Below are 25,973 nucleotides of genomic sequence, written 5' to 3' on the forward strand. Positions count from 1 at the left end.
GATGAATAAAAATACCATAGAAGATATTTATGCGCTTTCGCCCATGCAGGAAGGGATGTTGTTTCACCTATTAGCCCATCCTGACTCTGAGGCTTATTTTGAGCAGGTAAGCTGCGATTTGGAAGGCAGCCTTAATTTACCGGCATTTAAACAGGCCTGGCAGGAAACTGTTAATCAGTACCCGGTATTTCGTACTTCTTTTCATTGGGACGGGCTTGATAAACCAGTACAAGTGGTGCATAAAACTGCCGAACTGCCGTGGGAAATATTGGATTGGGGTGGGTTTGAAGGAGAGCAGGTAAATACAAAGTTTGAGCAATTGCTTCGTGATGACCGCAGGAAGGGCTTTAATCATGAACAGGCGCCCCTGATGCGCTGCGTGTTGGTTAATACAGCAAACAATTTATGGAAATTTATTTGGAGCCATCATCACATGCTGATGGATGGATGGTGTACAGGGATCATACTTAGTGAATTATTTACAAGGTACCAGGCTATTGTAAATGGGAAACCTGTGCATTTCCCGACTAAGCCGCCATTTAAAAATTATATCTCGTGGCTTGGTAAGCAGGATATGAAAAAGGCAAAAGATTTTTGGGACAGCGGGTTGGCAGGTTTTGATACACCAACACTGTTGGGCATAGGTGATGCGGTTTTAACCGATAAAAATCATGGCGGCCACGGCTATGCCGAATATGCATACAATTTTTCACCTCAGCTTTCAAATAAACTTTTTGAGTGGACGAAGCAAATCGGTATCACAACAAATGTTCTGATCCAGGGAGTATGGTCAATATTACTTAGTAAATATAGCGGAGAAAATGAAGTTGTTTTTGGGGCAACAGTTTCCGGCAGGCCACCTGAATTGCAAAATGTTGAGTCGATAGTCGGGTTATTTATTAACTCGTTGCCTGTAAGGGTCAACATCAGCTCCGGTATTGACATAATTAGATGGCTCAAAGATTTACAGGTGGAAAGTAATGAGAGAAATGAATTTACATATACCCCACTTGTAGATATTAAAAAATCTTCGGGAATATCAGGGGATATGCCACTATTCAGAAGCTTGCTTGTTTTTGAAAATTATCCCTTCGATGCTACTAATCAACAGGGTTTGTATGGGCTGGAAATTAAAAATGTAAAATCATTTGAGGAAACCAATTATCCGCTCACATTGATGATAATTCCCCGCGATGGCCTTTTGAAATTTCAGTTGAATTATTTTAAAGACTGTTTCGGGCTAAAAGAAATAGAAAGGTTATTCTGTCAACTCGAAATAGCTGTAAACTTCATTCTCGATAACCCTTCGGAATCTCCGGCAAAGGTTTCTTTATTGAGCTCCGCCGAAAGGGAAAATGTACTTGTAAAATTCAATGATACATCCGCCCCTTTACCATCAGGACAAACAATACTAGATCTGATAAACGAAAATGTCATTAAATCGCCCCATAATGTAGCTGTTTATTCGGAAACCGGGTCAATTTCTTACGCCGAGTTAAACAACCGCGCCGACGCAATAAAAAATACTTTGCTTTTTTATGGTGTAAAAAGAGGGGATAAGGTTGCCATATTGCAGGAAAGAAACACGAACTTAATTGTTTCAATATTGGCTATTATGAAAGCTGGTGCAGCTTTTTTGCCAATTGATGTTTCGTTGCCTCACAACCGGATCCATTCATTAATAAGCGAAGCAGACGTTAAGGTATTGATTTCTGCCAACGCTGATCTGTTTCCGAAAAATAGCAATGAACAGCTGACAATTATTCATCCCGACTTTGCACACAATACTGTTGCAGGTAACAGGGTAAACGATGGCCCGCAACCGGATGACACTGCTTACGTGATTTATACGTCAGGCTCAACTGGGAAACCAAAAGGGGTTGAAATAAGCCATTTAAGCCTGCTTAATTATATTATATGGGCTAACGATTATTATTTTACTAATAATCCGCATGGTGGTGATTTTCCATTGTTCACTTCTCCGGCTTTTGACCTCACGCTTTCAAGTATTTTTATTCCGTTATCAAAGGGGAAAACAATTAGTGTATACGGGGATAAGGAAGTGGGTATAATTATGGAGGAAATTTTTGGCCCGCAGGGAACGCTGGACTCCGTTAAACTTACGCCTTCGCACATTACATTATTAAAAGACATTCCGGAAGGAAATGATAAGCTGCTTACATTGATAACTGGCGGTGAAGCATTGAAGGAAGAGCATGTAAAAATAATAAACGATAAATGGCCGGGAATAACTATTTACAATGAATACGGCCCAACCGAAGCAACAATAGGTTGTACGGCCACTGCTATTTCTGCAGGCAATATAAATGCGGGTAAACCTGTTGCTAATACGTCCATTTATATTCTTGATAAAGCATTGATGCCGGTACCCATAGGCATAAAAGGAGGTATATATATCGGAGGCGCCTGTTTGGCCAAAGGATATTTGGGGCAACCCGAACAAACCGTTCTGAAGTTTATAAATTCTCCGTTTGCAAACGGAGAAATAATTTACCAAACAGGAGACACCGGGTGCTGGCTGGAAGATGGTAATATTCAGTATTTCGGACGGGAAGACGACCAGGTAAAAATAAGGGGCTACCGTATTGAACCCGGGGAAATTGAAAATCAGTTAGTCAAATATCCTGGGGTAATTCATGCTGCTGTAATACCCGTAAAAAACCATTCAGGCGAATACAGTCTTGTTGCGTTCATTGAGGTGACGGCACCGGATGTTTTTGAGCTGGAAAGCTTAAAAGAAACGTTGGCAAAACAGCTCCCTGCTTATATGTTGCCGGTGCAGTACCGGGTAATTGACAGCTTTCCGCTTACCCCAAATGGAAAAACCAATAAAAAAGCCTTATTAAATAATTTTGATGCGGGGCCGCAATTAAAAACCACCTATCATGCACCCACTAACCCAATTGAAGAAATAATTACTGCCATATGGGAAGAAATACTTAAAATAGAAAAGCCTGGAATATTCGACAATTTTTTTGAGGCAGGCGGGCATTCGCTTAATGCAACTCAGATCACTTCCCGTATCCGTAGTATTTTTAAAGTTGACCTGGGGGTTAAGGATATAATGGAAAACCAGACCATTGAACATTTGGTAGTTTTGATAGCAAAACTAAAGCTCAAAGGTTCAGGTGAAGGTATGCAGCCGGTTATTCATGTCACCAGGGAAGAAGGGGCACAATTGTCTTTTGCACAGCAAAGACTTTGGTTTTTAGACAGGCTGGAAGGCGCATCGGCTACCTACAATATCCCGGAAGCTATAAAAATTGAAGGCAAACTTGATATAAATATTCTTCAAAATGTATTTACTGAAATTATCAGCAGGCATGATATTTTGAGGACTAACTTTCATGATGTTGATGGAAAAGCATACCAATTGGTAAAAGAGCTTCAACCGTTTAATATCTCCATAGTTGCATCTGAAACTAATGGGCCTGAGGTTTTAGAAAAACTGATAGCTGATGAAGCAATAAAGCCATTTGACCTTGAACGCGACGCATTAATACGGGCAATCTTATTTACCATAGCAGACGACAGCTATGTTTTATCTGTAACGATGCATCACATTGTTTCTGATGGATGGTCATCGGGCATATTTATCAGGGAACTTGTTTCACTGTATGAAGCATTTATTTTAGACAAGCCGTCTCCACTTGCTGCTCTTACTGTTCAGTACTCGGATTTTGCTTACTGGCAAAGATCGCTTAAAAATAAAGGTGTGTTTGGTGAGCAGTTAGCCTACTGGAAAAACAAGTTATCAGGCGCACCATTTATACTCGACCTTCCAACCGATAAGCCAAGGCCATCTGTACGTACTGAAAATGGGGATACCTACAGGTTTAGCCTTTCGCCGCAATTATCTGATAAACTAAAAAGCTTAAGTAAAAAATCAGGGGCAACCTTGTTTATGACGCTTCTTTCAGCTTATTCAATATTATTATCAAGGTATAGCAGGCAACGTAAAATATTAATAGGGTCATCAATTGCAAACCGTAACAGGCTGGAAACAGAAGCATTGATAGGTTTCTTTATTAATGTGGTAGTTTACCGGGTAGACCTTGAAAATACAGACACCTTTCTTTCTTTAATTGACCAGGTAAGACAGCTTGCATTTGAAGCTTACGCCCACCAGGACGTGCCCTTTGATCAACTTATAGACGAAATTCAGCCTGAAAGAGACCTGAGCCACAGCCCTGTTTTCCAGGTTGCATTTGATATGCAGAATATGCCTATGCCGGCCCTTGAGATCTCCGGACTAAAAATATCACCGATGGAGGTCAAAAGGTCAATTGCCAAATATGACCTGTCGCTTTCGATGGAAGAAACTGCCGATGGTTTAGTTGGCGGAATGGAATATAATACCGATTTGTTTCATCATTCAACTATAGCGCAGATGGTTCGGCATTTTCAGGTGCTTTTGGAAGGCATAGTTGAGAACCCTAAACAAAACTTAAGGCAGTTATCGTTAATCAGTAAAGATGAGTTCAGGAAAATAGTATTTGAGTGGAACAACACAGATATGTCATTACCTGAAGATAAAACCGTATTAGCTGTTGTTAAAGGAGTTGCTAATGAAAACCCGGATAAGATTGCTTTTGAGTACGATGGCTTATTACTTACCTATGGTGAGTTAGAAATAGAATCGGAGAATTTTGCCCGCAGGCTTTTAGCTATGAATTTAGTTAGCGGAGACAGGGTTGGGGTTATTGCAACCCGTTCAATCCGTACCTTATCGGCGATTCTTGGGGTAATGAAGGCCGGTGGAGTTTATATACCTGTAGATCCTGAATACCCGCGTGAAAGGATCAGTTATATGCTTAAGGATTCAGGTGCGGCTTTGCTCATAGGGGAAGGCAATATCATACAAGAATTTGATCTTCCATTTATAGACACTAAAGAGGCGGAAGTGTTTGCTCAACCAGTTGGTATAACAACAAATTTGCTTACACACATTAAACCCGGGGCCCTGGCTTACATAATATATACATCAGGTTCAACAGGCAACCCGAAAGGGGTTATGATAAGGCACAGGGGTTTGTTAAACCTCTCGTTAGAGCAAATCAAAGCTTTCAGGGTAAATAAACAAAGCAGAACCCTGCAATTTGCGTCGCTTAGTTTCGATGCGTCTATTTCAGAAATGTTTGTGTCGCTTTGCGCTGGTTCAACGCTGGTAATGGCGCCAAAAGCTAAAATGTTACCGGGCCCGGATCTTATTTCGCTGTTAGAAGCTGCGGCTATTACCCATGTTACTTTGCCCCCTTCCATTCTTGAAGTGCTTCCTTATACAGAATTACCTGTATTAAGCACGCTGGTAGTAGCCGGGGAAGCATGCCCCCGGAAGACGGCTGAAACATGGGGTAAGAACAGGTATTTTATTAACGCTTACGGCCCTACAGAATACACGGTTTGTTCAACATTAACACCTTACACTCCCGGTGAAGGCCCGCTGCATATAGGACGGCCAATTGGCAATACGGTAGCTTATATACTTGATGAAGATTTTGTCCCGCTACCGCCCGGGATCCCGGGTGAACTGTTTATAGGCGGTGTGGGCGTGGCTGCCGGATACGTAAACCTTCCTGAACTTACCGCCGCGCGCTTTATTACTGATCCGTTCTCCAAAAAGCAGGGTTCCCAAATGTACAGGACCGGCGACCTGGCAAAATTTTTACCGGATGGCAATATTTGTTTTCTCGGGCGTATAGACAGGCAGCTGAAGTTGAGAGGGTTCAGGATAGAGCCCGAAGAAATTGAAACAGTGCTCAAACAACATCCTTCGGTTTCGCAGTCGGTTATTCAGGTGCAAAATGACGAAAGCGGGCATCAAAGACTTAACGCTTTTGTAACGCTGAAAGATGTATTGCAACCTGATAATAGCCCGCAGCACGAATGGTCTGCCGGGCCGATGGAGCTTTGGCCGTCAGTAGCCGAATTTTATGTTTATGATGAATTCCTTTACTACGCCATGACACATGACGAACGACGGAACGATGCCTACAAAAAAGCAATTATTGCAGAAGTTCCCGGTAAAATAGTGGTTGAAATAGGTACAGGTAAAGACGCCATACTCTCCCGGTTTTGCGCAGAGGCCGGCGCCGCTAAGATTTATGCAATTGAACTGAACGAAAATACGGCAAAGCTTGCAAAAGAAGCTGTAGAACGTGCAGGTTATGCAGACAGGATAACCATTATACACGGCGATGCATCAAAGGTGATTTTACCTGAGCTTGCAGATGTTTGTGTTTCTGAAATTGTTGGCGCAATAGGAGGTTCTGAAGGCTCGGCAGTTATTATTAATAACAGCAGGAGGTTGTTAAAAGAAGGTGGAAAAATGATCCCCGAGCGCAGTAATACCATGATGGCCGCCGTATCGCTTCCTGACGTTATTAATGAGAACCCGGGTTTTAATAAAGTGCCTGGGCATTACACCAAAGAAATATTCGACCAGGTAGGATATCCTTTCGATCTTCGCTTGTGTATAAAGAAATTCCCTAATGATCACTTGTTGTCTTCAAAGGATATTTTTGAAGACCTGGATTACACAAAACCTATTGATCCCGAAACAAGCCATACTTTCCGTTTTGAAATACTCAAAAAAGGGAGAATGGACGGGATACTGGTTTGGCTTAACCTGCACACTACAACAGGTGTAATAATTGATATTCTTGAACATGAATATTGCTGGCTTCCTGTATTTCTTCCGATTTTTTGCCCCGGTGCAGAGGTTGAAGCAGGAGATTATATTACAGGAATTTGTACCCGTACGCTGTGCGAAAACGGGCTTAATCCTGATTTTTTACTCGAAGGGACACTGGTAAGAATGAATGGTATTGAAATAAATTTCTCCTACAATTCATGGCATTATAAACAGGTTTATAAAGAAAATCCATTTTACCAAAAGCTTTTCGCCAATAATAAATTTGGCTTACTGCCCCCTTCTGTAAATGAAGATTTGCCGGGGCTTGAAGCATTTTTGCAGGATAAGCTGCCTGCTTACCTGTTACCTAATTCAATTATTGTTTTAGATGAGATCCCGTTAACAATTAACGGAAAAATTGATCAGCAGGCATTAAAAGAATATACAAAAGCCAGCAAAAGGGTTTTAAACGAATACACAGCACCACATACCGAAAAGGAGAAAATACTTGCCCTTATATGGCAGAATGTATTGGGTATTGAAAATGTTGGCATCCATCATAACTTTTTTAAACTTGGAGGCGATTCCATCCTGAGTATCCAAATAGTTTCGAGGGCACGGTCTGCCGGTTTGGAATTTACCCCGCGCGACCTTTTTGAAAACCAAACCATAGCCCAGCTTGCGACAGTTGCACGTATAAAAACAAAAACCACAGCTGAACAGGGCCTTGTAGTTGGTAATATGCCTTTGTCGCCAATTCAGTCATGGTTTTTTGAGCAGGATTTTATTCATCCTCATCATTTTAACCAGGCTGTTTTATTGGAGACGAATGAGCAGCAGCAACCGGAAATTATCAGGCAGGCAATTACAAAATTGGTTTTGCACCATGATGCCTTACGGATGCGCTTTTGCAAACAGGAAATAAATGGCGAATGGACACAGGAAATGATGCCTGAAATTAAGGATGATATTTTTAACTTTTACAACCTGGATCTTGTCCCCATTGAAGAAAAAGAGACCAAATTTCTAGAGACAGCAAACAGCATTCAATCCGGATTAAACATTTATGATGGGGTAGTATTTAAGGCTGTATTTTTCAGAATGGGTGATGATATTCCTTCAAGACTACTGCTCGTAGCTCACCATTTAGTAATTGACGGGGTTTCGTGGCGCATTTTACTGGAAGATTTTCTCCATTTAACCCATGAACAGGCATCAGCAAAATTACCTGAGAAATCACATTCTTTCAAAAAATGGATAAATGCATTGTCTGCCTATTCCAAAACGGGGCTTTCGGCAAGTGAAATTGCTTACTGGAAAAAAATAAGCAAAATGCCGGTGTCATTGATTCCTTTAGATCACCAGCAGCCAATAAATGTTTCCTCCGTAATGTCTCCAGGTATAACTACGGTTTATTTGAACGGGGATAAAACAGATGCGCTGCTTAAAAAGGTACCTGCTGCCTACCGCACACAAGTACAGGAAGTTTTGCTTGCTGCATTTATTTTATCTCTTAATCAATGGAGCGGAAACAGGACGGCAATTATTGAACTTGAAGGCCATGGAAGGGAAGATTTGTTTGAAGAAATCGATATTTCGCGAACTGTAGGTTGGTTTACGGCTGCCTATCCTGCTGTTTTTAGTCTTCCTGAAAATTGCGAGCCGGGAGAAACCCTGCAGGTAATTAAGGAACAATACAGGGAAATTCCAGGTAAAGGAATTGGTTATGGGTTGTTAAAATATTTATCGGATGATAAGGGGGATTTCGGGATGCTGCATGCCCCCGAAATTGTTTTCAACTATCTTGGCCAGGGCGATTCCGTAATTACCGGGAACAATAATTGGAAGTTCTCTGACGCTGATTGTGGTTTTGAGCAAAGCCCCGGAAACCACCGCACCCATTTACTGGGAGTAAACTTAATTGTACTTAACGGGCAACTTAAAATAGGCATAGGTTACGATAAAAACAAACATCGGGAAAGTACCATAAGCAAACTGGCAGGTTATTTTATTTCAAATCTAAACATACTTATAGATCATTGCCTTCAACCCGGGACCGGTGGCTTTTCCCCGGCAGATTTCCCATTGTCAAACCTGGGCAAATCGGGCATGAACACGCTTGCTGCCCAAATAAAGGATGCCGGCTATCCGTTAGTACAGGTTGCCGATATTTATAAACTATCGCCCTTACAGCCAGGTTTGCTTTTCCAGTCCCTGCTAAACCCTTCGTCTGTTTCTTACAGGGAGCAGCTAAGTGTTATATTGAAGGGCAAGCTGAACCCGGCATTATTTAAAAAGGCCTGGCAACTTGTAATTGATAAGTATGATATTTTGCGTACGGCATTTTTTTGGGAAGGGATTGATACTCCCGTTCAGGTTGTTTTAAGCGAAACCAAACTTACATGGAATGAAGACACATGGAATTGTGAAAACGATGCTGAAGGCAAAGTAGCTATCGAGCAATTTCTTGAAGATGATCTCAATCAGTCATTTTCGTTTTCAAAGGCGCCGCTTATGCGGTTAACATTAGCTAATATACATGATGACCAATGGTTTTTTTGTTGGACACATCACCATATCCTGATGGACGGCTGGTGCCTGCCAATTATCATCAGGGAGGTATTTGACAATTATGAAGCCCTAATTGCTGATAGAGACCTGCAGGTTGTTCCGGTAACGCCTTATGCTAATTTTATAAAATGGCTTGGCAAACAGGATGAGGGAGCAGCAAAAGAATGGTGGGCTAATTATTTAACAGGATTTCATCATCCAACTCCATTAGGTATTGATCAGCATCAGTCTTCGGGTCGAGCCGGTAAAATGCAGGATTGTGCGACAGAACTGGGGGCTGAATTGGAAAATCGCCTGAAACAGTTTGCACAAAATACAGGCGTTACCTTAAATATTCTTATTCACGCTGCATGGTCATTGTTATTAAGCAAATATGCAGGTACTGATGATGTGGTATTTGGTGCTGTTGTTTCGGGCAGGCCACCTGAACTGGAAGGGGTTGAAAAAATGGTTGGCTTGTTCATCAACTCGGTACCGGTACGGATCAGTGTAAATAATGACAGCAAGTTAGACGAATGGTTACAGAATATTCAGTTAAAACAGCTGGAACGGGATAATTATTCTTATACCTCGCTTACCAAAATACGTGAATATTCAGGAATGGACGGTAACCAGCAGTTATTTGAATCGCTAATCATATTTGAAAATTATCCTGTTGATAAATCGGTTGATGATGGGATTAAAGGATTAACTATCAGTTCGGCAAAGTTTTCTGAACAAACACACTATCCGGTTACGTTAATGGTAGTTCCGGGAGAGGGCCTTAGTTTCCGGATCAGCTATGATTCTTCAAAGTTTGAAAAAGAAACTATTAACAGGGTACTGCGTCATCTGTTAAATATCTTAAATGGTTTTTCTGCAGATGCCGATCAAACTTTAGGAGAAATATCGCTTATAGGTGAAGAGGAAACAGCGTTTGTTTTAAATACTTTTAACGCACAAGCTCCGGTTGTAAGCCATGTAAAACTTGTTTTGGAAGAGTTTAACAAACAGGTTCTCGTCCACCCGGAAGCTACAGCGTTACTTTTTGAAGGGGAAAACTATAGTTATGGCGAAATAAACCTTCGCGCTAATCAACTGGCTAACTTGTTATTGAATTGCGGACTAAAGCCCGGTGGCCTTGCCGCCTTGTGTTTAGACCGTTCTCCGGAAATGATAATCAGCCTGCTTGCCATACTTAAAACAGGCGCGGCTTACTTGCCTTTAGATCCCAAATTCCCTGTGGACAGATTGCATTATATGCTTGACAATTCAGGAGCTGCCATGCTGCTTACTGAAGAGAAATACAAAAATATGTGGCAGGGAGAAAAAGTACAAATGCTGGTGATAGAAGAAATTAAGCCTGTCCTTACAAAAGAAAAAGCTGATGAACCGAACATCACCATCAAACCCAACGACCTAGCCTATATTATTTATACTTCGGGCTCAACTGGTAAACCAAAAGGGGTACAGATAAGCCATGGCGCATTGGGGAATTTCCTGGCATCAATGAAGATACAGCCCGGTATTAGTTCGCAAGATATACTGCTTGCGGTAACAACCATATCTTTTGATATTGCCGGGCTCGAAATATTTCTCCCTTTAACAAGTGGTGCAACGGTGGCATTACTTTCTGAAGAGGTTTCTGCCGATCCGGAAAAGCTAACGGGCTGTATGAACCAGGTTAAACCTACCATAATGCAGGCTACCCCCGCAACCTGGCAAATGCTCCTGAATAACGGCTGGAACGGTTCGGGCATTTTAAAAGTATTATGCGGGGGCGAGGCTTTGCCTAATGAACTGGCTGCTGAACTGGTGAGATGTAATAAGTCATTGTGGAATATGTACGGGCCAACCGAAACTACCATTTGGTCGGCCGTGTTGAATATTGATCCGCAGCAACATCTTTCATCCAATGGTTACGCTTTAATTGGCGGACCAATCGCCAATACGGCTTTCTATATACTTGACGAGGCCCGCAAGCCTGTACCGGCAGGTGTAGCAGGCGAATTGTATATAGGTGGTGATGGTGTAGCAAAAGGCTATTTAGGATTGCCCGAATTAACGGAAGAAAAATTTATTCCAGACCCATTTTCAAAACAGCAGGAAAGCCGTATTTACAGAACCGGCGACCTTGCTAAATGGGCAAGCGACGGAAAAATATCCTTTTTAGGCCGCATAGACCAGCAAGTTAAAATACGCGGTTTCAGGATCGAAACGGGGGAAGTGGAATCGGTAATTAAAGAAATAGCAGGGATTAACGATGCTGTAGTAACGGCGGGAAAGGATCATCTGGATAATGATTGCCTGTTAGCATTTATAATAGCGGAAAATGGCGAAAGTATTTCTGCGGCAGCAATAAGGGAAGTTTTGCTGACCCGGTTGCCTGTGTATATGATCCCGTCGGCATTTATCGCGCTTGATAAGTTTCCGCTTACCCCAAATGGAAAAACTGACCGCAAAGCGCTGAAAAACAATTATAAAGGACAGGTTTTAATAGCGGATGAAAATTATGTAGCCCCGGTTAATCAACTGCAGGAAAAAATTCATGAAATATGGGCCGAAGTGCTTGGCATACCGCAAATAAGTATTAAAGATAACTTTTTTATGCTCGGAGGGCACTCACTTTTGGCAACACAATGCATATCAAGGGTGAGGACCGGGTTTGAATTGGAGGTTCCGCTAAAAATGCTGTTTGATCATCCGGATATTGAAAGTTTTGCCATAGCCATGCAACAATTTATCAGCGAGGCTGAGCAAGCGCAAACAGTATCAGACGATGACAATGAAGTGTTTGAATTTTAAAAACATTAATAGATAATGAATAAGGCAGCAGATTTAATTGTTGATTTAGAAAAACGAGGCATAAAGCTTTGGGAGGAAGAAGGTTTGTTAAAACTATCAGCCCCGAAGGGAACGTTGCCTGTTGAAATTCGCACGGAAATAAGCAAAGCCAAAGACCAGATCCTTGAGATTATCAAGGCAGCTTCTAATAAGCCTGTGCATGTTTTGTCGGCTGGCCAACGATCAAATACCAATCTTCCGCTTTCATTTTCACAACGCCGTTTGTGGTATCTTAATCAACTGGAGGGCAAAGATGGTATTACGTATAACATGCCTGCCGCATTACTGCTTAAAGGCACGTTGAACGAAAAGTTATTTGTAGAAAGTCTTAACCTCATTATAAAACGGCACGAAGTGCTCCGCACCTCGTTTATCAAGGTAGGGGACGACGTTTTTCAGCACATCCTGCCTCAGCTTATCCTTGGGGAAGAGCTTACAGACATTCAACAGCTTGAAAACGAATCGCAGGAAGCAGCGTTGAAGAAAATAATGGATGATGAGGCTCGTAAGCCATTTGATATTGCATCCGATCCGCTGATCCGCTACAAACTGATCAGGCTTAGTAAAGAAAAATGGGCCTTCCTGCTTACGCTTCATCATATTATATCCGATGGTTGGTCGATTGATGTTTTTATCAAAGAGCTAGCAGCTATCTATTCGGCCTATGTTAATAACAGCAGGCCGGAAATGCCTGCGCTCCCAATTCAGTTTGCTGATTTTGCCTTATGGCAAAAAAAATGGCTCTCGGGGGCAACACTCAACAGGCTACTGACTTTTTGGAAAAACCAGCTTGATGGTATTCCTACACTAATCTCCTTGCAAACCGACAGGCCGCGTCCTGCTGTGCAATCTTTTAACGGAGCCCTGGAAAAATATTCATTCGGGGCCGAAACAGCTAATAGTGTAAAGGACTTGTGCCGGCAATATAATGTAACGCCTTTTATGGCGCTCATTAGTGTTTATGCTGTTTTATTATCCCGTTGGTCGGGCCAGGATGATATTGTTATTGGCAGTGTTATAGCCAACCGCAACCGGAAAGAAATTGAAAACCTGATTGGCTTTTTTGTAAACTCACTTGTATTCAGGATAAAGATAGCCCCCGGGCTTACGTTTGTTGAATTACTAAGCGAAGTACGACAGCTTTCCCTGGATGCATTTGATCACCAGGATCTTCCTTTTGAAAAATTGGTAGAAGAAATAAAACCGGAAAGAGCGCTAAGTCATAGCCCATTGTTCCAGGTAGCTTTTGCATTACAAAACACCGGAAATGAAAGCCTTGATTTACCGGGACTGGAAATCAGTGATCTGAATACCCATAGTGGCACATCCAAGTATGATATTACTTTTTTTGCAGGAGAATCGGCTAACGGAATTGCAGGAGCTGTAGAATATAATTCTGATATTTTCGACAAGGGCACTATCCTTCGTTTTATCAATCAGTATCACAGTTTATTAACCGGGGTTATACAATTTCCGCAAAGAAGGATAGCAGATATCAGCATTTTAGATGCTTACGAAAAGCAGCTGATTCTAAATGAATTCAGCGGTTTTGTTACTGATGATATTACCGGTGAAACCATATTAAATATTTTTGAAAGATGTGCAGCATTAACCCCTAATGCAACAGCTTTACGCTGTGAAGGTGAAAACATAAGCTATCGGCAACTGGATGAGCGCGCTAACAGGCTTGCTAATTTTTTAATACAAAAAGGGTTTGCCATAAATGAAAAAGTGGGGGTAATGGCTGGTAGGTCTGTAGTTCAGATCACCGGGCTACTGGCTGTTCTTAAAGTTGGCGGATGCTATGTGCCGCTTGATCCCGACTACCCTGAGGAACGTCTGAACTTTATTATTAAAGATTCGGGAATTAATATAGTCATCACACATTCCAGGTTTGCCGGGATCGGTTTAAGTAAGGAACTCCAGGTTATTACCTCAGATACAGAAGCTATAGGTATTGACGCTTGCAGCTCTATAAAACCGGACATTAAGATCAGCCCGGATGCCGCTGCTTATATGATCTATACATCAGGATCAACCGGTTTGCCTAAAGGGGTAATACTGCCTCATAGCGGGTTGTTGAACATGGTGGAGCAGCAGATCAGTGTTTTCAAGGTAACAGCCCGGAGCCGGGTTTTACAATTTGCCTCGCCTGGTTTCGATGCTTCTATAAGCGAGTATTTTATGGCGCTGGCATGTGGTGCATGCCTGGTAATGACGGGTAAAGACAACCTGGTGCCAATGCCACAGTTTAATATGCTGCTGACAGACGAAGGTATTACACATGTTACACTCATCCCCAGTTTTTTGGCTATGTTGCCTTATGAACCACTGCCGCAACTAACTGGTTTAATAGTGGCCGGTGAGGCCTGCAGCATTGAGCTGATGAAAAAATGGGCGGTTGGAAGAGATTTCTTTAATGCTTATGGCCCAACTGAATCTACAGTTTGTACTTCTATCGCAATTTGCAATCCAAATAATGAGCAGATTACTATAGGGCGGCCAATTGGTAATATTTTAGTTTACATCCTGGATGACAATGGCAATATTAGCCCTGTCGGGATCCCCGGGGAATTATATATAGGCGGCCGGGGATTAGCAATTGGTTATCATAACAGGCCTGAACTAAATAATGATAAATTTAAGCTGCTTAACATTAATAATGGATTGCCTGTGCGATTATATCGTTCGGGCGACAGGGCAAGATTTCTTCCAAATGGAGAGATTGAGTTTTTAGGCAGAATAGACGAGCAGGTAAAAATAAGAGGCTTCCGCATAGAACCCGGTGAAATAGAAGCAGTGCTCCGTTCACATCCATTGATAAAAGATGCAGCTGTGGTAATAAATGAAGATAGCAATGGAGAGAAAAGACTTTTTACCTATGTATGCGCTAAAGACAGCTGGGAAAGTGAAATAAATAAAAACAGCAATGGCGGATTACTGGAAGAGCAGGTAAACCATTGGCGCGAGATTTTCGACGACTCTTACAGCGATAATATACCCAAACCTGCCGATGCTACATTTAATATTTCAGGATGGAACAGCAGTTATACAGGATTGCCTATTCCAGAAGATGAAATGCGGCAATGGGTAGACGATACGGTTGAATGCATTAAAGCTTACAAACCCCAAAATGTACTCGAAATTGGCTGTGGTTCTGGTCTGCTATTATTTCAGATAGCTCCCAATTGTGAATATTATCTTGGCACCGACTTTTCTGCCAATGCAATTGATCAGCTTAAGCCTGTATTAAAGCAAAATGATTTTAATAATGTTGAATTGCAGCAATGTGATGCAATAGCTATAAAATCCGTTACCGAACGGAGGTTTGACATGATAATTCTGAATTCGGTTGTTCAGTATTTTCCGGATCAGGAGTATTTATTGCAGGTGTTAAAAAATGGGCTGGACCTGTTAAAGCCCGGTGGTCATTTCTTTATAGGTGATGTACGGAACGAACAACTTATTGAGGCATTCCGCACATCTGTTGAATTGTTTAAAAGTAGTAAAGACGCTGACGCTGTGCAGATGCTGCAAAAGATTACGCTGAACGTACAGCAGGAAGAAGAGCTGTTGGTGAATCCGCAGTTTTTTGATGTATTGCCCGCTCATGTCCCCGGTATAAGCGGCGTAAAAACTTTATGGAAAAAGGGACGCTATAACAATGAGCTGAATAAGTTCAGGTATGATGTGGTCCTTGAAAAAGAAGGAAACATTAAAGCAATAATTACAGAAAAAATTGATTGGAACATTGAGAAGCCGGCCCCTTACCAACTATTACCCATGCTTGCCGGAACGCCATTAATACTTGAAGGCGTTAAAAACAGCCGCGTTCACAGGGAGTTAAAAGCGCTTGAGATTTTACACTCGGTTGGAAAGAACAAACCTGAAACCTCGTTTTTCGACCTGTTGGATACCGCGGAAACGCATAGTTTATACCCGGAAGATTTTTATGAGCTGCGGTCGGATATTCCATACAAAATTGAAGTTTGCTGTTCCACCTCAAATAAAGAAACCTTTGACGTTTATTTTATTCCTGGTAATGATGGCATTCCTCCTTTTTATTCATCAGGGCAAAAGAATAAAAATAGTCAGCCATTAAGCGCTTATACCAATCACCCGTTGAGGGGGAAATTCCTGCAAAAATTAGTACCTGTTCTTAAGGACTTTTTGGCCAGGAGCCTGCCCGAGTATATGGTGCCTTCATTTTTCGAATTAAAGGAATCATTACCGCTTACGCCTAACGGGAAGACAGACAGGGCCTTGCTTACAAAAAATGCTGCCAATATAATGGTGAGGGGCGCTTCAAATTATGTTGCCCCGGGTAATAAGGATGAACAGGAGCTAATGCTGATCTGGCAATCATTACTAAATGTTAGCCCGGTGGGTATTTATGACAACTTTTTTGATATTGGGGGACATTCCTTATTAGCCGTTCAATTGATAAATCGCATTAATACAGCTTACAGTTGTGAAATGACCCTGGTTGACCTGTTTGGCAATCCTGACATTGCTTCCCAGGCTGCTTTTTTAAACGGAAAAGCAAGTAATGGTAACGGTACAATACTGGTTAAATTTAGTGAAGGCAATACACAGTCACCATTGTTTTTTGTGCCGGGTGCGGGTGGGAGTGCACTTCAGTTAAGTGAACTCGGCAGAGGCTTTGAAGGGCAAAGGCCGTTTTATGCACTATCGCTTAACGAACTGCCGGAGGATATAGGGTTAAATACGGTAGACGCCATTGCACGACAAAACCTCCGGGAAATAAAAAAATTACAAATGTCGGGGCCTTATTACCTGGGTGGGCATTCTTTTGGTGGATTGGTGGCTTATGAAATGGCTTTCCAGCTTGAATCAGCCGGCGAAGAGGTGAGCTTTCTCGGGATTTTGGATTGTTTGGCCCCGTTGACTGATCAACAGGTTATTGGGGAAGACTGGGACGATGCCCGGTGGCTGCTTGAATTTGCAGCTTTGAACGGGATATCACCAGCAATAAGCCGGGATTTTTTTGAACAACTTTCGGAAGATGAAAGACTGGATCATTTAAAGTCATTACTTGAAAAAGCAAATATCATCGAAGAAAGTAAAAGCCATGGTAAGATCAGAAACCTTGTAAAAATTCTTAAAGGCACCCTGGGAGCGATATATGAACCAAAAGGGCTAAAGCTTAAAACCGCTGTTCATCTTTTCAGAGCATCGGTTTCAGAAAACAGCACAGGGGGTGCGCGGCAGGCCTGTTACACAGGCGGATGGGAAAAGCTTTCAGACCGGGTTAATGTTATTACTACGGATGGTGATCATTTTTCGATGCTAAAGTCGCCGGATGTAAAAGGCCTGACAAACAGTATTAAACACCTTATAGGCAATTAACAAGTTAGTATTTACATAAAAATTAAAGCAATCATGAACATCAAACCACGAAAAGGCTATCCATAATAAGCTTAAACATCATATTTGATTATTTAAGTAAAATAAATTTTAACTAATCCTAAACCATAAAAAATCATGAAAATTAAACCAGACAAACCATTATCATTTAAAAGGCTGTTGCTGATAGCCTCAATGTGTATGATGCTGATGCCGGGATTTTTGCAGGCACAGACCCCCAAAAAAGCAAAAGTACCTGTACGCACAACTTATAAAATAATTGATTCAATAATTGAGCACTATGTTAAACAAGGTAACTTTAGCGGTGTAGTAACGCTTGCCGAAAAAAACAAAACAACTTATAACAAGGCCTACGGCCTGGCAAACATGGAGTTAAATGTAAAAAATGACACCTCCACCCGGTTTGAAATAGGCTCAATGAGCAAGCAGTTTTGCGCAGCCCTTGTTCTTATTGCCGAATCAGAAGGAAAAATAGCGCTGGATAGTCCTTTATATAAATACCTGCCTTATACAAAGTCAGCATCTTCTGGTTTTGGCTTTGTAACTATTCACCAGTTGCTTTCAATGAGGTCGGCGATCCCATCTTATGATAATTTCCCCAATTTTATCACCACTGTGGCCCGTAAAAACTTCAGGTCGCATGAGGAGTTTATCATGGATCAATGCGGATATCCGCTTCAGACTACTCCTGGTACTGCTTTTAGTTACTCTGATGGTAATTACTATATTCTTGGGGAAATTTTGGAGATTCTGTACGGATCTGCCTATGCAAAGATTTTGGATGACAAAATATTTAAGCCTTTGAAGATGGACGACAGCGGGTTTTTAAAATTGAGCGGGGATCCCAATGGCGGCGATATCGTTAAAAATCTGAATGAGGGTTACCAACCTATAACCAATACTTATGACCCTGTTACCGGGCTCCCGATCGCTTCACACTACCAGCACGGCTCGTGGACAAACATGAGCGATATCGCCTTTTCATCAGGCGCTATTTATATGACAGGAGCTGATTTTATTAAATGGACCGTGGCGCTGAATAATAACACGCTTTTTCCTGCAAAATATAGAGAGCAAATGTTCACCTCTTATTCTGATAAAGGGGTTCTTGAAGGATATTATCCAACAAAACCTGGCTGCCCGCCAACTGGTTATGGCTTTGCTATGGTAATTGTGCACAGGCCAGCACTGCCGGGCACAACAAAACCGTTGAAAATATTTACGCATGGCGGCCTTACCCCGGGCTATTCATCGGTTGGGGCAATGGTTGATGGGCATGAAATTTCAATTTTTATCACCTCAAATATAAACTCAGACGCACCGCTGTTTATGTGCTGGCAAATTATGAATACCCTGCTTGGCGTTCCGCCAAATTACGGAGGTATTCCATAAATAACGGCGTAAATTAATTAAATGCTCATTACACAGCATCAGCAGGAGAAAAGGATAGCTTTTCCTGCTGATCTGTTAAAAAATATATAAAATGAAATCCCAGGAATTATATCTCCGGTCGAACGTGATTGCACAACCCTTGTTCCAGGGCTGGTATGCGTGGGCTTATTTAATTGCCCCTGCTACTGCTGCAATGAATATTGAAGGGCGGCATGTTAAAATAATGCAATCATACATACAGGCGCCAATGATCCATGCTGCCGCATGTAAAGACCCTAAAATGACAGGCGGCCCGTTTATGGATTATGGCGGAAAACGCCTTGATGAAGTAAAAGCGCTGCTCGGATCAACCCTTGAAGAACAGGGGTATATGGTAGCACTTTCTAAGGCAATAAAGGAACTTACCCGGATGCTGAAACAGGAAGCAAAAGGCTATTCTATTGAATCATTGTATGAAAAGGTTCCGGATATTCTCCGTGGCTATGTGGAACTTTTTTATGATCTTTCAAATGCTCCTGGTTTCAGGTTTATCGAGCCGCTGCTTTATCATAGCAAATATTACAATGAAGCCTTTCAATCACTTTCATTGTCATTAATTGATAGTGACCATCGCCCGTTTGTGCTGAGTACGCCGGTGCTTAATGATGCTGATAAAATAAGCATCAACCTGCCTTTCAGGGATAAAGCGCTGGATGAGTTTTTTATGATGAACAGGATCCCAAGGTCTTTTGAAGATATCTGCGGTATGTTAGATATTGTGCCTGAGCAGCAAGAACTGTTTCGGTCGTTTTTTACTGAAGAAGAGCCTGAGCCATATGAAAAATATACAGGCGAAGGTGCAAGGTTAAGATATTTTGGCCATGCCTGCCTGTTGCTGGAAACGGCAGACTTATCCATCCTGGCCGACCCGGTGATAAGCTATGGCTATGATGCCGAGGTGTCGAGGTATACTTATAATGATTTGCCAGATGTGATTGATTATGTGCTGATCACCCATAACCACCAGGATCATGTACTGCTCGAATCGTTGTTGAAACTCAGGCACCGGATAAGGCATATTGTAATCCCCGGCGGGGGAGGAGGTTCATTGCAGGATCCAAGCCTTAGCCTTATCCTTGAAAATATAGGGTTTACAAATGTTATTGAATTAAAGGAAATGCAGACCCTTAAAATGAAGGGGCTTAACATTACCGGGATCCCATTCCTTGGCGAGCATTGCGACCTTGATGTGCGTACCAAATTGGCCCACCTGGTTGAAATAAATAATAAGAAAATACTTTTTGCAGCTGATTCATGTAACATCGAACCTAACATGTACAGGCTGATACATGAAATAACAGGTGACATTGACGTGCTGTTTTTAGGCATGGAATGCGATGGTGCTCCAATGACCTGGCTTTATGGGCCGCTGCTTTCAGAAGATCTTCCGCGCGATAAAGACCACTCCAGGCGTTTGGCGGGTTCCAATTACCAGCGGGGCGTTGATATTATGAACAGGTTTAATTTTAGCGAAGTATATGTTTATGCGATGGGCATGGAGCCCTGGCTAAAATATATTATGGCTTATGAATATACCGATGAATCAAATCCCATTATTGCCTCTAATGAATTATTGAATACCTGTAAAAGCAGGGGGATAAGAGCCGAAAGGCTTTTCGGGGAAAAAGAGATACTCTACAAAACGAAACCGGTTTTAGTTTGATTTTAAATATGAATATATGTTTGGAGAAGTATTCTTAAAAAACAATATTGAAAATATATTCAACGCATTTGGTATTTGCGATGATATTTTTAAACCCGCACTTACGGTTAATGACCTTTGTATTTCCTATCGTACAATTAATAATTGGGAGTCAAATGGCCTGATGCTAACAGGGAGAAAGAACAGCCGCGACTGGCATAAATTTTCGTTTGTCGACTTTATATGGCTAAATATAGTTTTTGAATTGAGGCAGCTTGGCTTCCCTCTTAAAAAAATTCAAAAGCTAAAAGCCTTTTTAAATGAAAATATTGACGATGAAAGCATATTTGCTATAAAACGGCTTGAAGCAAGGGTGTTTTTAACAAACACAAATCTTAACAGGCTGGTATTGCTGCTTGCCGAAATATTGTATAATAAAAATCACATTGCATTATTGTGCAATAAAGCAGGCGGTTTTTATATCTATAATGAGCAGCAGGTAAAAGCGGATAATTCAGATATTGATCTTAGCAAGTTCCTTTTCAGTAATTTCGTATCGGTATCATTAACTGATATTATTATTAAATATTTAATTAATGTGAAGCTTGAAATAATTGAGAGTTCAAGAATTATTGACGGATCATTTTTAATTATACTAACCAGGCTGCGGAACAAGGAATTAAACCGGCTGACTTTTCAGTTAAACGAAAGTGAAAATATACAGATCCATAAGCAATTGTTTAAAAACTACGATGAGTTTGTAAACGCTACAATCAGGCTGATTTTAACTTTAAGGTTTGAGGATTTTATTTTTGATGATTAAATGAATAACAAAAAGATCCTACTATTGGCGCTTCCCTTTGCCGGGGGTAATAGTTATAGTTTTAATTTTTTAAAGACGCTGCTGCCGGGGAACATCCATTTGGAAACTTTGGAATATCCCGGAAGGGGTAAAAGGTCAAAAACTACATTGATAAACCAAATGGATGTTTTAATTGATGACCTGCTGTCTCAATACAGGGCGATAATTAATGAGGTTGATCCGGGTAAAGTGGTTGTTTACGGCCATAGCATTGGCTCAGTTATTGGCCTTGCCCTTGTCCATGCTTTAAATAGGGACGAGGATCTATTAAAGCCTGAAATGGCAATATTTTCGGGACACGGCGGTCCGCAGCTAACCCCAAAAAGGATGCTTTCATCTTTGCCTTCCCGGGAATTGATCGCTTATTTTGAAAGCATAGGGAGCCTGCAAAAAGAAATTGTGAACGACGATGAATTAATGGATTATATATTGCCCATTTTGCGAAACGACCTTGTTTTATATGAAAATTACACATCGGTTTATGCAAATAAATTGACCATTCCGCTGGCTGTTATTAATGGCAAACAGGATAATATACTGCAAAAGGATATAGATGGCTGGCAGTTTGAAACCACGGCTCAAATTGAGTTTTACCAAATGGAAGGGCATCATTTTTTTATGAGTCAGTTCTCTGCAGCCTTTTCAGGATTAATTATTAACCTGCTTACAGGTTCAACCGCAAAAGTATTTTCCGGCATATATGAACGCCAGGCATGATCCTTTATGTGATAAGTGGTTCCTGCTTGTTGTTTTACCAAATAAAAAATGGCTGCCTTTTTTAAAAAAGCAACCATTCATTTATAATTGGTCAGTTAATAGCAACCGTGCCTTATTCTTTTGATTTTGTGGTGCCCAGATCTTTAGCTTCCTTTATTTCTTTGGCAACCTCTTTAACTTCTTTTGAATCAGAGTTTTTTGCTACTTCGGATACTACAGTATGGCCTTTTTTAACCAGCGCTATGTAATGATCTTTTACAGCAACCGGATCAAAATCAAGGATGGTACCGCCTGATTCAAAGTGAAGAATAAACACCTGGCCTAAAGCATAAGTAGTAGCTGCTGCAAAACCCGGAAGCACAATCAGGCTTGCAATGCCGCCAACAAATGGGATAGCGCGAACGATGTTCATTCCAATGCCAAGTCCAAGTGATGTTGAAGCATAGCCACCAACAAGGGCGCCGATAACTGATTTGCCCCAGTTTGCTGAAAATTCTTGTTTGTAGATATCGCCTATCTTATTCAACATTGCCAGCTGAATTGCGCTAATAGCGGCAGTATCAATAATAGGTAAGGGGATAATGCCGGCTGCGCCTGTCCACATCATGTAGTTTCTTACTACTGCTTCTGATGCTATTTGCTGCAGACTGTCGCCATGCTCCAATTCTGTTTTAAGGGTTGTTAAATTCATATTCGTGATTGTTTTTTTGGTTCAAACAAATATAAATCCGTAGCAAACCTTAACCAAGCGAAAACGAATGTAATTAATAGTATTATACCAATATGTATGGTTTAACAGGCAATGAAAAGAGTGGGATTGAAATATTGTGATACAGTGGTTTAGCTAGTCGAATTTAGCTTCAAAAGGGTTCTTCTTTGGCTTATCCTTAAGCAGGAACAGGAAAAGAAGTGTAAGTATTGGGGAAAAAAGAATACTGAGAAAAAAAACACCCCAAAAACCTATCCTGGTACGAATCCCAAAAAGCCCGGTAATGGCTGCAAGTATTAAATACGGAATTACAAATTCAAGTATCATAACTAAATTTTTTTATAAAAATAATCTTATTTTCAATATTATGCTAAAAATTTAAAAGTATAATTTACTTAATTATTAAGAAATCCCGAAAAAAATTTAGCCATAAAGTGTAAAATAGTAGGTGTGTTTATGATGTAGTTTTTATATCTTGCATCCTGTATTTCCTAAACATAGAAACTGATTTATCACAGAAATCCATACCTGTTAAAAACACATGAATGTAAGTCTTCTAATTGATTTTATTAAAAAGGAATCCCGGGATAATTCGTATAAAAACATTCTGGCAATGACCCTTATATCCGGGTTATCAAATGCTTTGTTGCTGGCTGTAATAAATTATTCAACGTCCAAAATTGTTCATGGAGACTTTAACTATAAATTTATTTTAATTTTCATTCTCATCTTTTTAATTTTTATAATAACAAAAAACAGGGCATTAAAACTAACCGCTGTTCTGGTTGAAACAATAGTGTTCAGAGTAAGGGAACGTATTGTAAAGTATTTGATGAATACCGAACTGCTTGAATTTGAAACCCTGGGCCGGGCTGAAATTTATACCCGCCTTACAAAAGATACCAATGAGATCAGTAATTCGGCTACTTCTATCGCCAATGGAGTTCAAGCGGGTGTATTGGTGTTTTTTGCTATTATTTACCTGGGCTTTATAAATATAACAGCATTTGTAATTACTATTATTATGCTGGGTTTAGCCATTTCTAATTATTTTTTTAGCAGTAACAAAATACAAAAGGAAATAGGCGAAGCGGTGACCTTAGAAACTGTTTATTTTGAGAAAATTAATGAGGTAACCGGTGGTTTTAAGGAAATTAAAATCCATCAGCAAAAGAAATTTGATCTTTTTTTGGGTCGGATCCAGGTTATAGCAAAGAAGCTGAAGGATAAGAAAATTATTACTTCGTCAAAAATGTCGTTCTATTTTGTTTTTGCACAGGCCTTTTTCTACATTTTGTTGGGTACTATGGTTTTTGTTATCCCCGTTTTAGACCAGGCGGTATTAACCGATGTTGCAAAAATAACGGCTACTATCCTGTTTATTATCATGCCCCTTGGTGATGCTGTAGGAACTTTTGAAGTACTCAATAAAGCAACGGTTGCTGTAAACAATCTTACAAATCTTGAAAAACGCTTAAAAGAAAATACTTTTGGCGTTCTTGAAGACCCCGAGCTGGGCGGCATATTTGAGAATTTTGAAAAACTTAAATTTAACGATCTGCACTTTGGTTATCGTGATAAAAGCGGGAAAGACCAGTTTAGCATCGGCCCAATCAATTTTGAGGTAAAAAGAGGTGAAATTATTTTCATTATTGGTGGTAATGGTAGCGGTAAGTCAACACTTGTTAAGCTGTTAACGGGCTTGTACATGCCAGATGCCGGTGAAATACTTGTTGATGAGGTAGATGTAATCCATGAAAATATTCAGGAGTACAGGGAATTGTTTAGTGTTATTTTTTCCGACTTTTTCCTTTTTTCAGAAATGTACGGAATAAAAAACCTCGAAAACTCAAAAGTGCTTAAATTGCTGAAGCAAATGCAGCTGTCTGAAAAAACAGGATTTAAAGATGGTGCTTTTACCAATACAAACCTTTCAACCGGTCAGCGGAAAAGATTGGCTATGATTTCAGTAATTTTAGAAAACAAGAATGTTCTTGTTTTTGATGAATGGGCTGCCGATCAGGACCCTGAGTTCAGAAAGTATTTTTATAACGAATTAATTTACGATTTTCAAAAATTAGGTAAAACTATAATAGCCATAACCCATGATGATCATTATTTCAATAAGGCGGATAAGATCTACAAAATGGATTATGGTACGTTCAGGGAATATAAGTCAGACCATTAATTTAAAACCGTGAGTCAAAGAAAAATAAATATTTTAATTACACTGCTTGCTTCGCTGTTATTGCTGGTGATTTTTTTAGATCGCTTTATAATGGTGAACGGGCCTGCAACATCTTCAATTGTGTTCAGGCCATTTTCCGGAGGTGTAGACATGCACAATGTGTATGGCGAGGGCATATTTTTTACTGCCCCATGGAACAATGTTTACAGGTTTAATACCAGGGAGCAGATGGTTGAAGATACCATGCACATAATGGTTCTGAACGGTGTTACCGTTACTATGCGGGTTAATTACAGGTACAGGCCTATTGTTGACAGCTTGCCTGTTATTTTCAGACAATACGGGATTAATTATGATAAAGTATTTATAGACCCCCAGATAGTTTCAAGTACTAGCGAGGTGATTTCGCACTTTACGCCCGAACAGGTGTATTCTTTAAGAATTGATTCTATCAGGCAGGTTGCTTTAGGAATTGCAAGGGGCAAGCTTCACCAGGGTAATATCTTCCTGGGCGACCTGGTAATATCAAATATTAAGCTGCCGCCAAAAGTTGTTGACGCCATTGAATACAAATTGCGGCAGGAGCAATTGGCAATTGCCTATAATTACAAAATTATTATTGCCCAAAAGGAGAAGCAAATTAAAATAATAGATGCTGAGGCTACAAAAAGTTCACAGGCGCTTGTTAACCCGGGGTTAACACCGGGCTACTTGCAATTGAGGCAGATTGAAGCACTGCAAAACCTCTCTTTGTCTCCTAATGCTAAAACCATTGTTGTTCCGCGGGGTAATTCCACTCCAATTATTTTAAACAACGGACAATAAAAGCGATAAGTTCAGGCTGATCTGATTTTATTCGCCGAATGGGATTTTTTTAATAAGCGGAAAGTGCTAATTGTCCCGGCAGAACAACCATTTTGAGGGCCTCTAGATCAATTTCAACATATTCTGAATAGCCAAATTGTGATACATTATTAAATTTAACCA

10 protein-coding genes are annotated in these 25,973 nt (G+C 40.7%); 8 read left to right on the forward strand and 2 right to left on the reverse strand.

All coding sequences use genetic code 11. The features are described from left to right. Window position 1 precedes the first annotated feature (1 nt). The 6 genes from BUE31_RS00015 (at window position 2) to BUE31_RS00040 (ending at window position 22,089) form a co-directional block, all read left to right on the forward strand. A complete protein-coding gene (locus BUE31_RS00015) occupies window positions 2-12,010 on the forward strand; it encodes a non-ribosomal peptide synthetase (RefSeq protein WP_073399068.1) in 12,009 nt (4,002 codons plus the stop codon). A gap of 15 nt (window positions 12,011-12,025) precedes the next feature. Beyond that, a complete protein-coding gene (locus tag BUE31_RS00020) occupies window positions 12,026-17,419 on the forward strand; it encodes a non-ribosomal peptide synthetase (RefSeq protein ID WP_073399070.1) in 5,394 nt (1,797 codons plus the stop codon). A 135-nt stretch (window positions 17,420-17,554) separates the two neighbouring features. Then, window positions 17,555-18,829: a serine hydrolase domain-containing protein gene (locus BUE31_RS00025; protein WP_073399071.1), complete on the forward strand. Its 1,275-nt coding sequence runs from the start codon at window positions 17,555-17,557 to the stop codon at window positions 18,827-18,829. A gap of 91 nt (window positions 18,830-18,920) precedes the next feature. Further along, a complete protein-coding gene (locus BUE31_RS00030) occupies window positions 18,921-20,531 on the forward strand; it encodes an MBL fold metallo-hydrolase (protein ID WP_073399073.1) in 1,611 nt (536 codons plus the stop codon). 16 nt (window positions 20,532-20,547) lie between these two features. Further along, window positions 20,548-21,333: a helix-turn-helix domain-containing protein gene (locus BUE31_RS00035; RefSeq protein ID WP_073399076.1), complete on the forward strand. Its 786-nt coding sequence runs from the start codon at window positions 20,548-20,550 to the stop codon at window positions 21,331-21,333. Beyond that, window positions 21,334-22,089: a thioesterase II family protein gene (locus BUE31_RS00040; RefSeq protein ID WP_073399078.1), complete on the forward strand. Its 756-nt coding sequence runs from the start codon at window positions 21,334-21,336 to the stop codon at window positions 22,087-22,089. A gap of 112 nt (window positions 22,090-22,201) precedes the next feature. On the opposite strand, the gene BUE31_RS00045 is transcribed toward BUE31_RS00040, so the two are convergent. Together BUE31_RS00045 and BUE31_RS00050 are read right to left on the reverse strand one after the other, a co-directional pair. Continuing rightward, the gene (locus BUE31_RS00045) at window positions 22,202-22,780 is read right to left on the reverse strand and encodes a YcjF family protein (RefSeq protein ID WP_073399080.1); all 579 of its coding nucleotides are present in this window, start codon (window positions 22,778-22,780) and stop codon (window positions 22,202-22,204) included. A gap of 153 nt (window positions 22,781-22,933) precedes the next feature. After that, complete coding sequence (locus BUE31_RS00050; protein WP_073399082.1) at window positions 22,934-23,125, reverse strand: hypothetical protein; 192 nt, start codon at window positions 23,123-23,125, stop codon at window positions 22,934-22,936. Between the two features lie 286 nt (window positions 23,126-23,411). Between BUE31_RS00050 and BUE31_RS00055 the strand changes: the two genes are divergently transcribed. After that, the gene (locus tag BUE31_RS00055) at window positions 23,412-24,986 is read left to right on the forward strand and encodes a cyclic peptide export ABC transporter (RefSeq protein WP_159440610.1); all 1,575 of its coding nucleotides are present in this window, start codon (window positions 23,412-23,414) and stop codon (window positions 24,984-24,986) included. A 9-nt stretch (window positions 24,987-24,995) separates the two neighbouring features. Further along, a complete protein-coding gene (locus BUE31_RS00060; RefSeq protein ID WP_073399085.1) occupies window positions 24,996-25,811 on the forward strand; it encodes a prohibitin family protein in 816 nt (271 codons plus the stop codon). The last annotated feature ends 162 nt before the right edge of the window (window positions 25,812-25,973 follow it).

The sequence above is a fragment of the Mucilaginibacter sp. OK098 genome (assembly GCF_900142915.1).
Taxonomy (GTDB): Bacteria; Bacteroidota; Bacteroidia; order Sphingobacteriales; family Sphingobacteriaceae; genus Mucilaginibacter.

Excerpts from the sequence above, each read along its gene's own strand:
- BUE31_RS00020 (WP_073399070.1), top strand. The coding sequence starts at position 12,026 with ATGAATAAGGCAGCAGATTTAATTGTTGATTTAGAAAAACGAGGCATA.
- BUE31_RS00025 (WP_073399071.1), top strand. The coding sequence starts at position 17,555 with ATGAAAATTAAACCAGACAAACCATTATCATTTAAAAGGCTGTTGCTG.
- BUE31_RS00055 (WP_159440610.1), top strand. The coding sequence starts at position 23,412 with ATGACCCTTATATCCGGGTTATCAAATGCTTTGTTGCTGGCTGTAATA.
- BUE31_RS00030 (WP_073399073.1), top strand. The coding sequence starts at position 18,921 with ATGAAATCCCAGGAATTATATCTCCGGTCGAACGTGATTGCACAACCC.
- BUE31_RS00045 (WP_073399080.1), bottom strand. The coding sequence starts at position 22,780 with ATGAATTTAACAACCCTTAAAACAGAATTGGAGCATGGCGACAGTCTG.
- BUE31_RS00040 (WP_073399078.1), top strand. The coding sequence starts at position 21,334 with ATGAATAACAAAAAGATCCTACTATTGGCGCTTCCCTTTGCCGGGGGT.
- BUE31_RS00015 (WP_073399068.1), top strand. The coding sequence starts at position 2 with ATGAATAAAAATACCATAGAAGATATTTATGCGCTTTCGCCCATGCAG.
- BUE31_RS00050 (WP_073399082.1), bottom strand. The coding sequence starts at position 23,125 with ATGATACTTGAATTTGTAATTCCGTATTTAATACTTGCAGCCATTACC.
- BUE31_RS00035 (WP_073399076.1), top strand. The coding sequence starts at position 20,548 with ATGTTTGGAGAAGTATTCTTAAAAAACAATATTGAAAATATATTCAAC.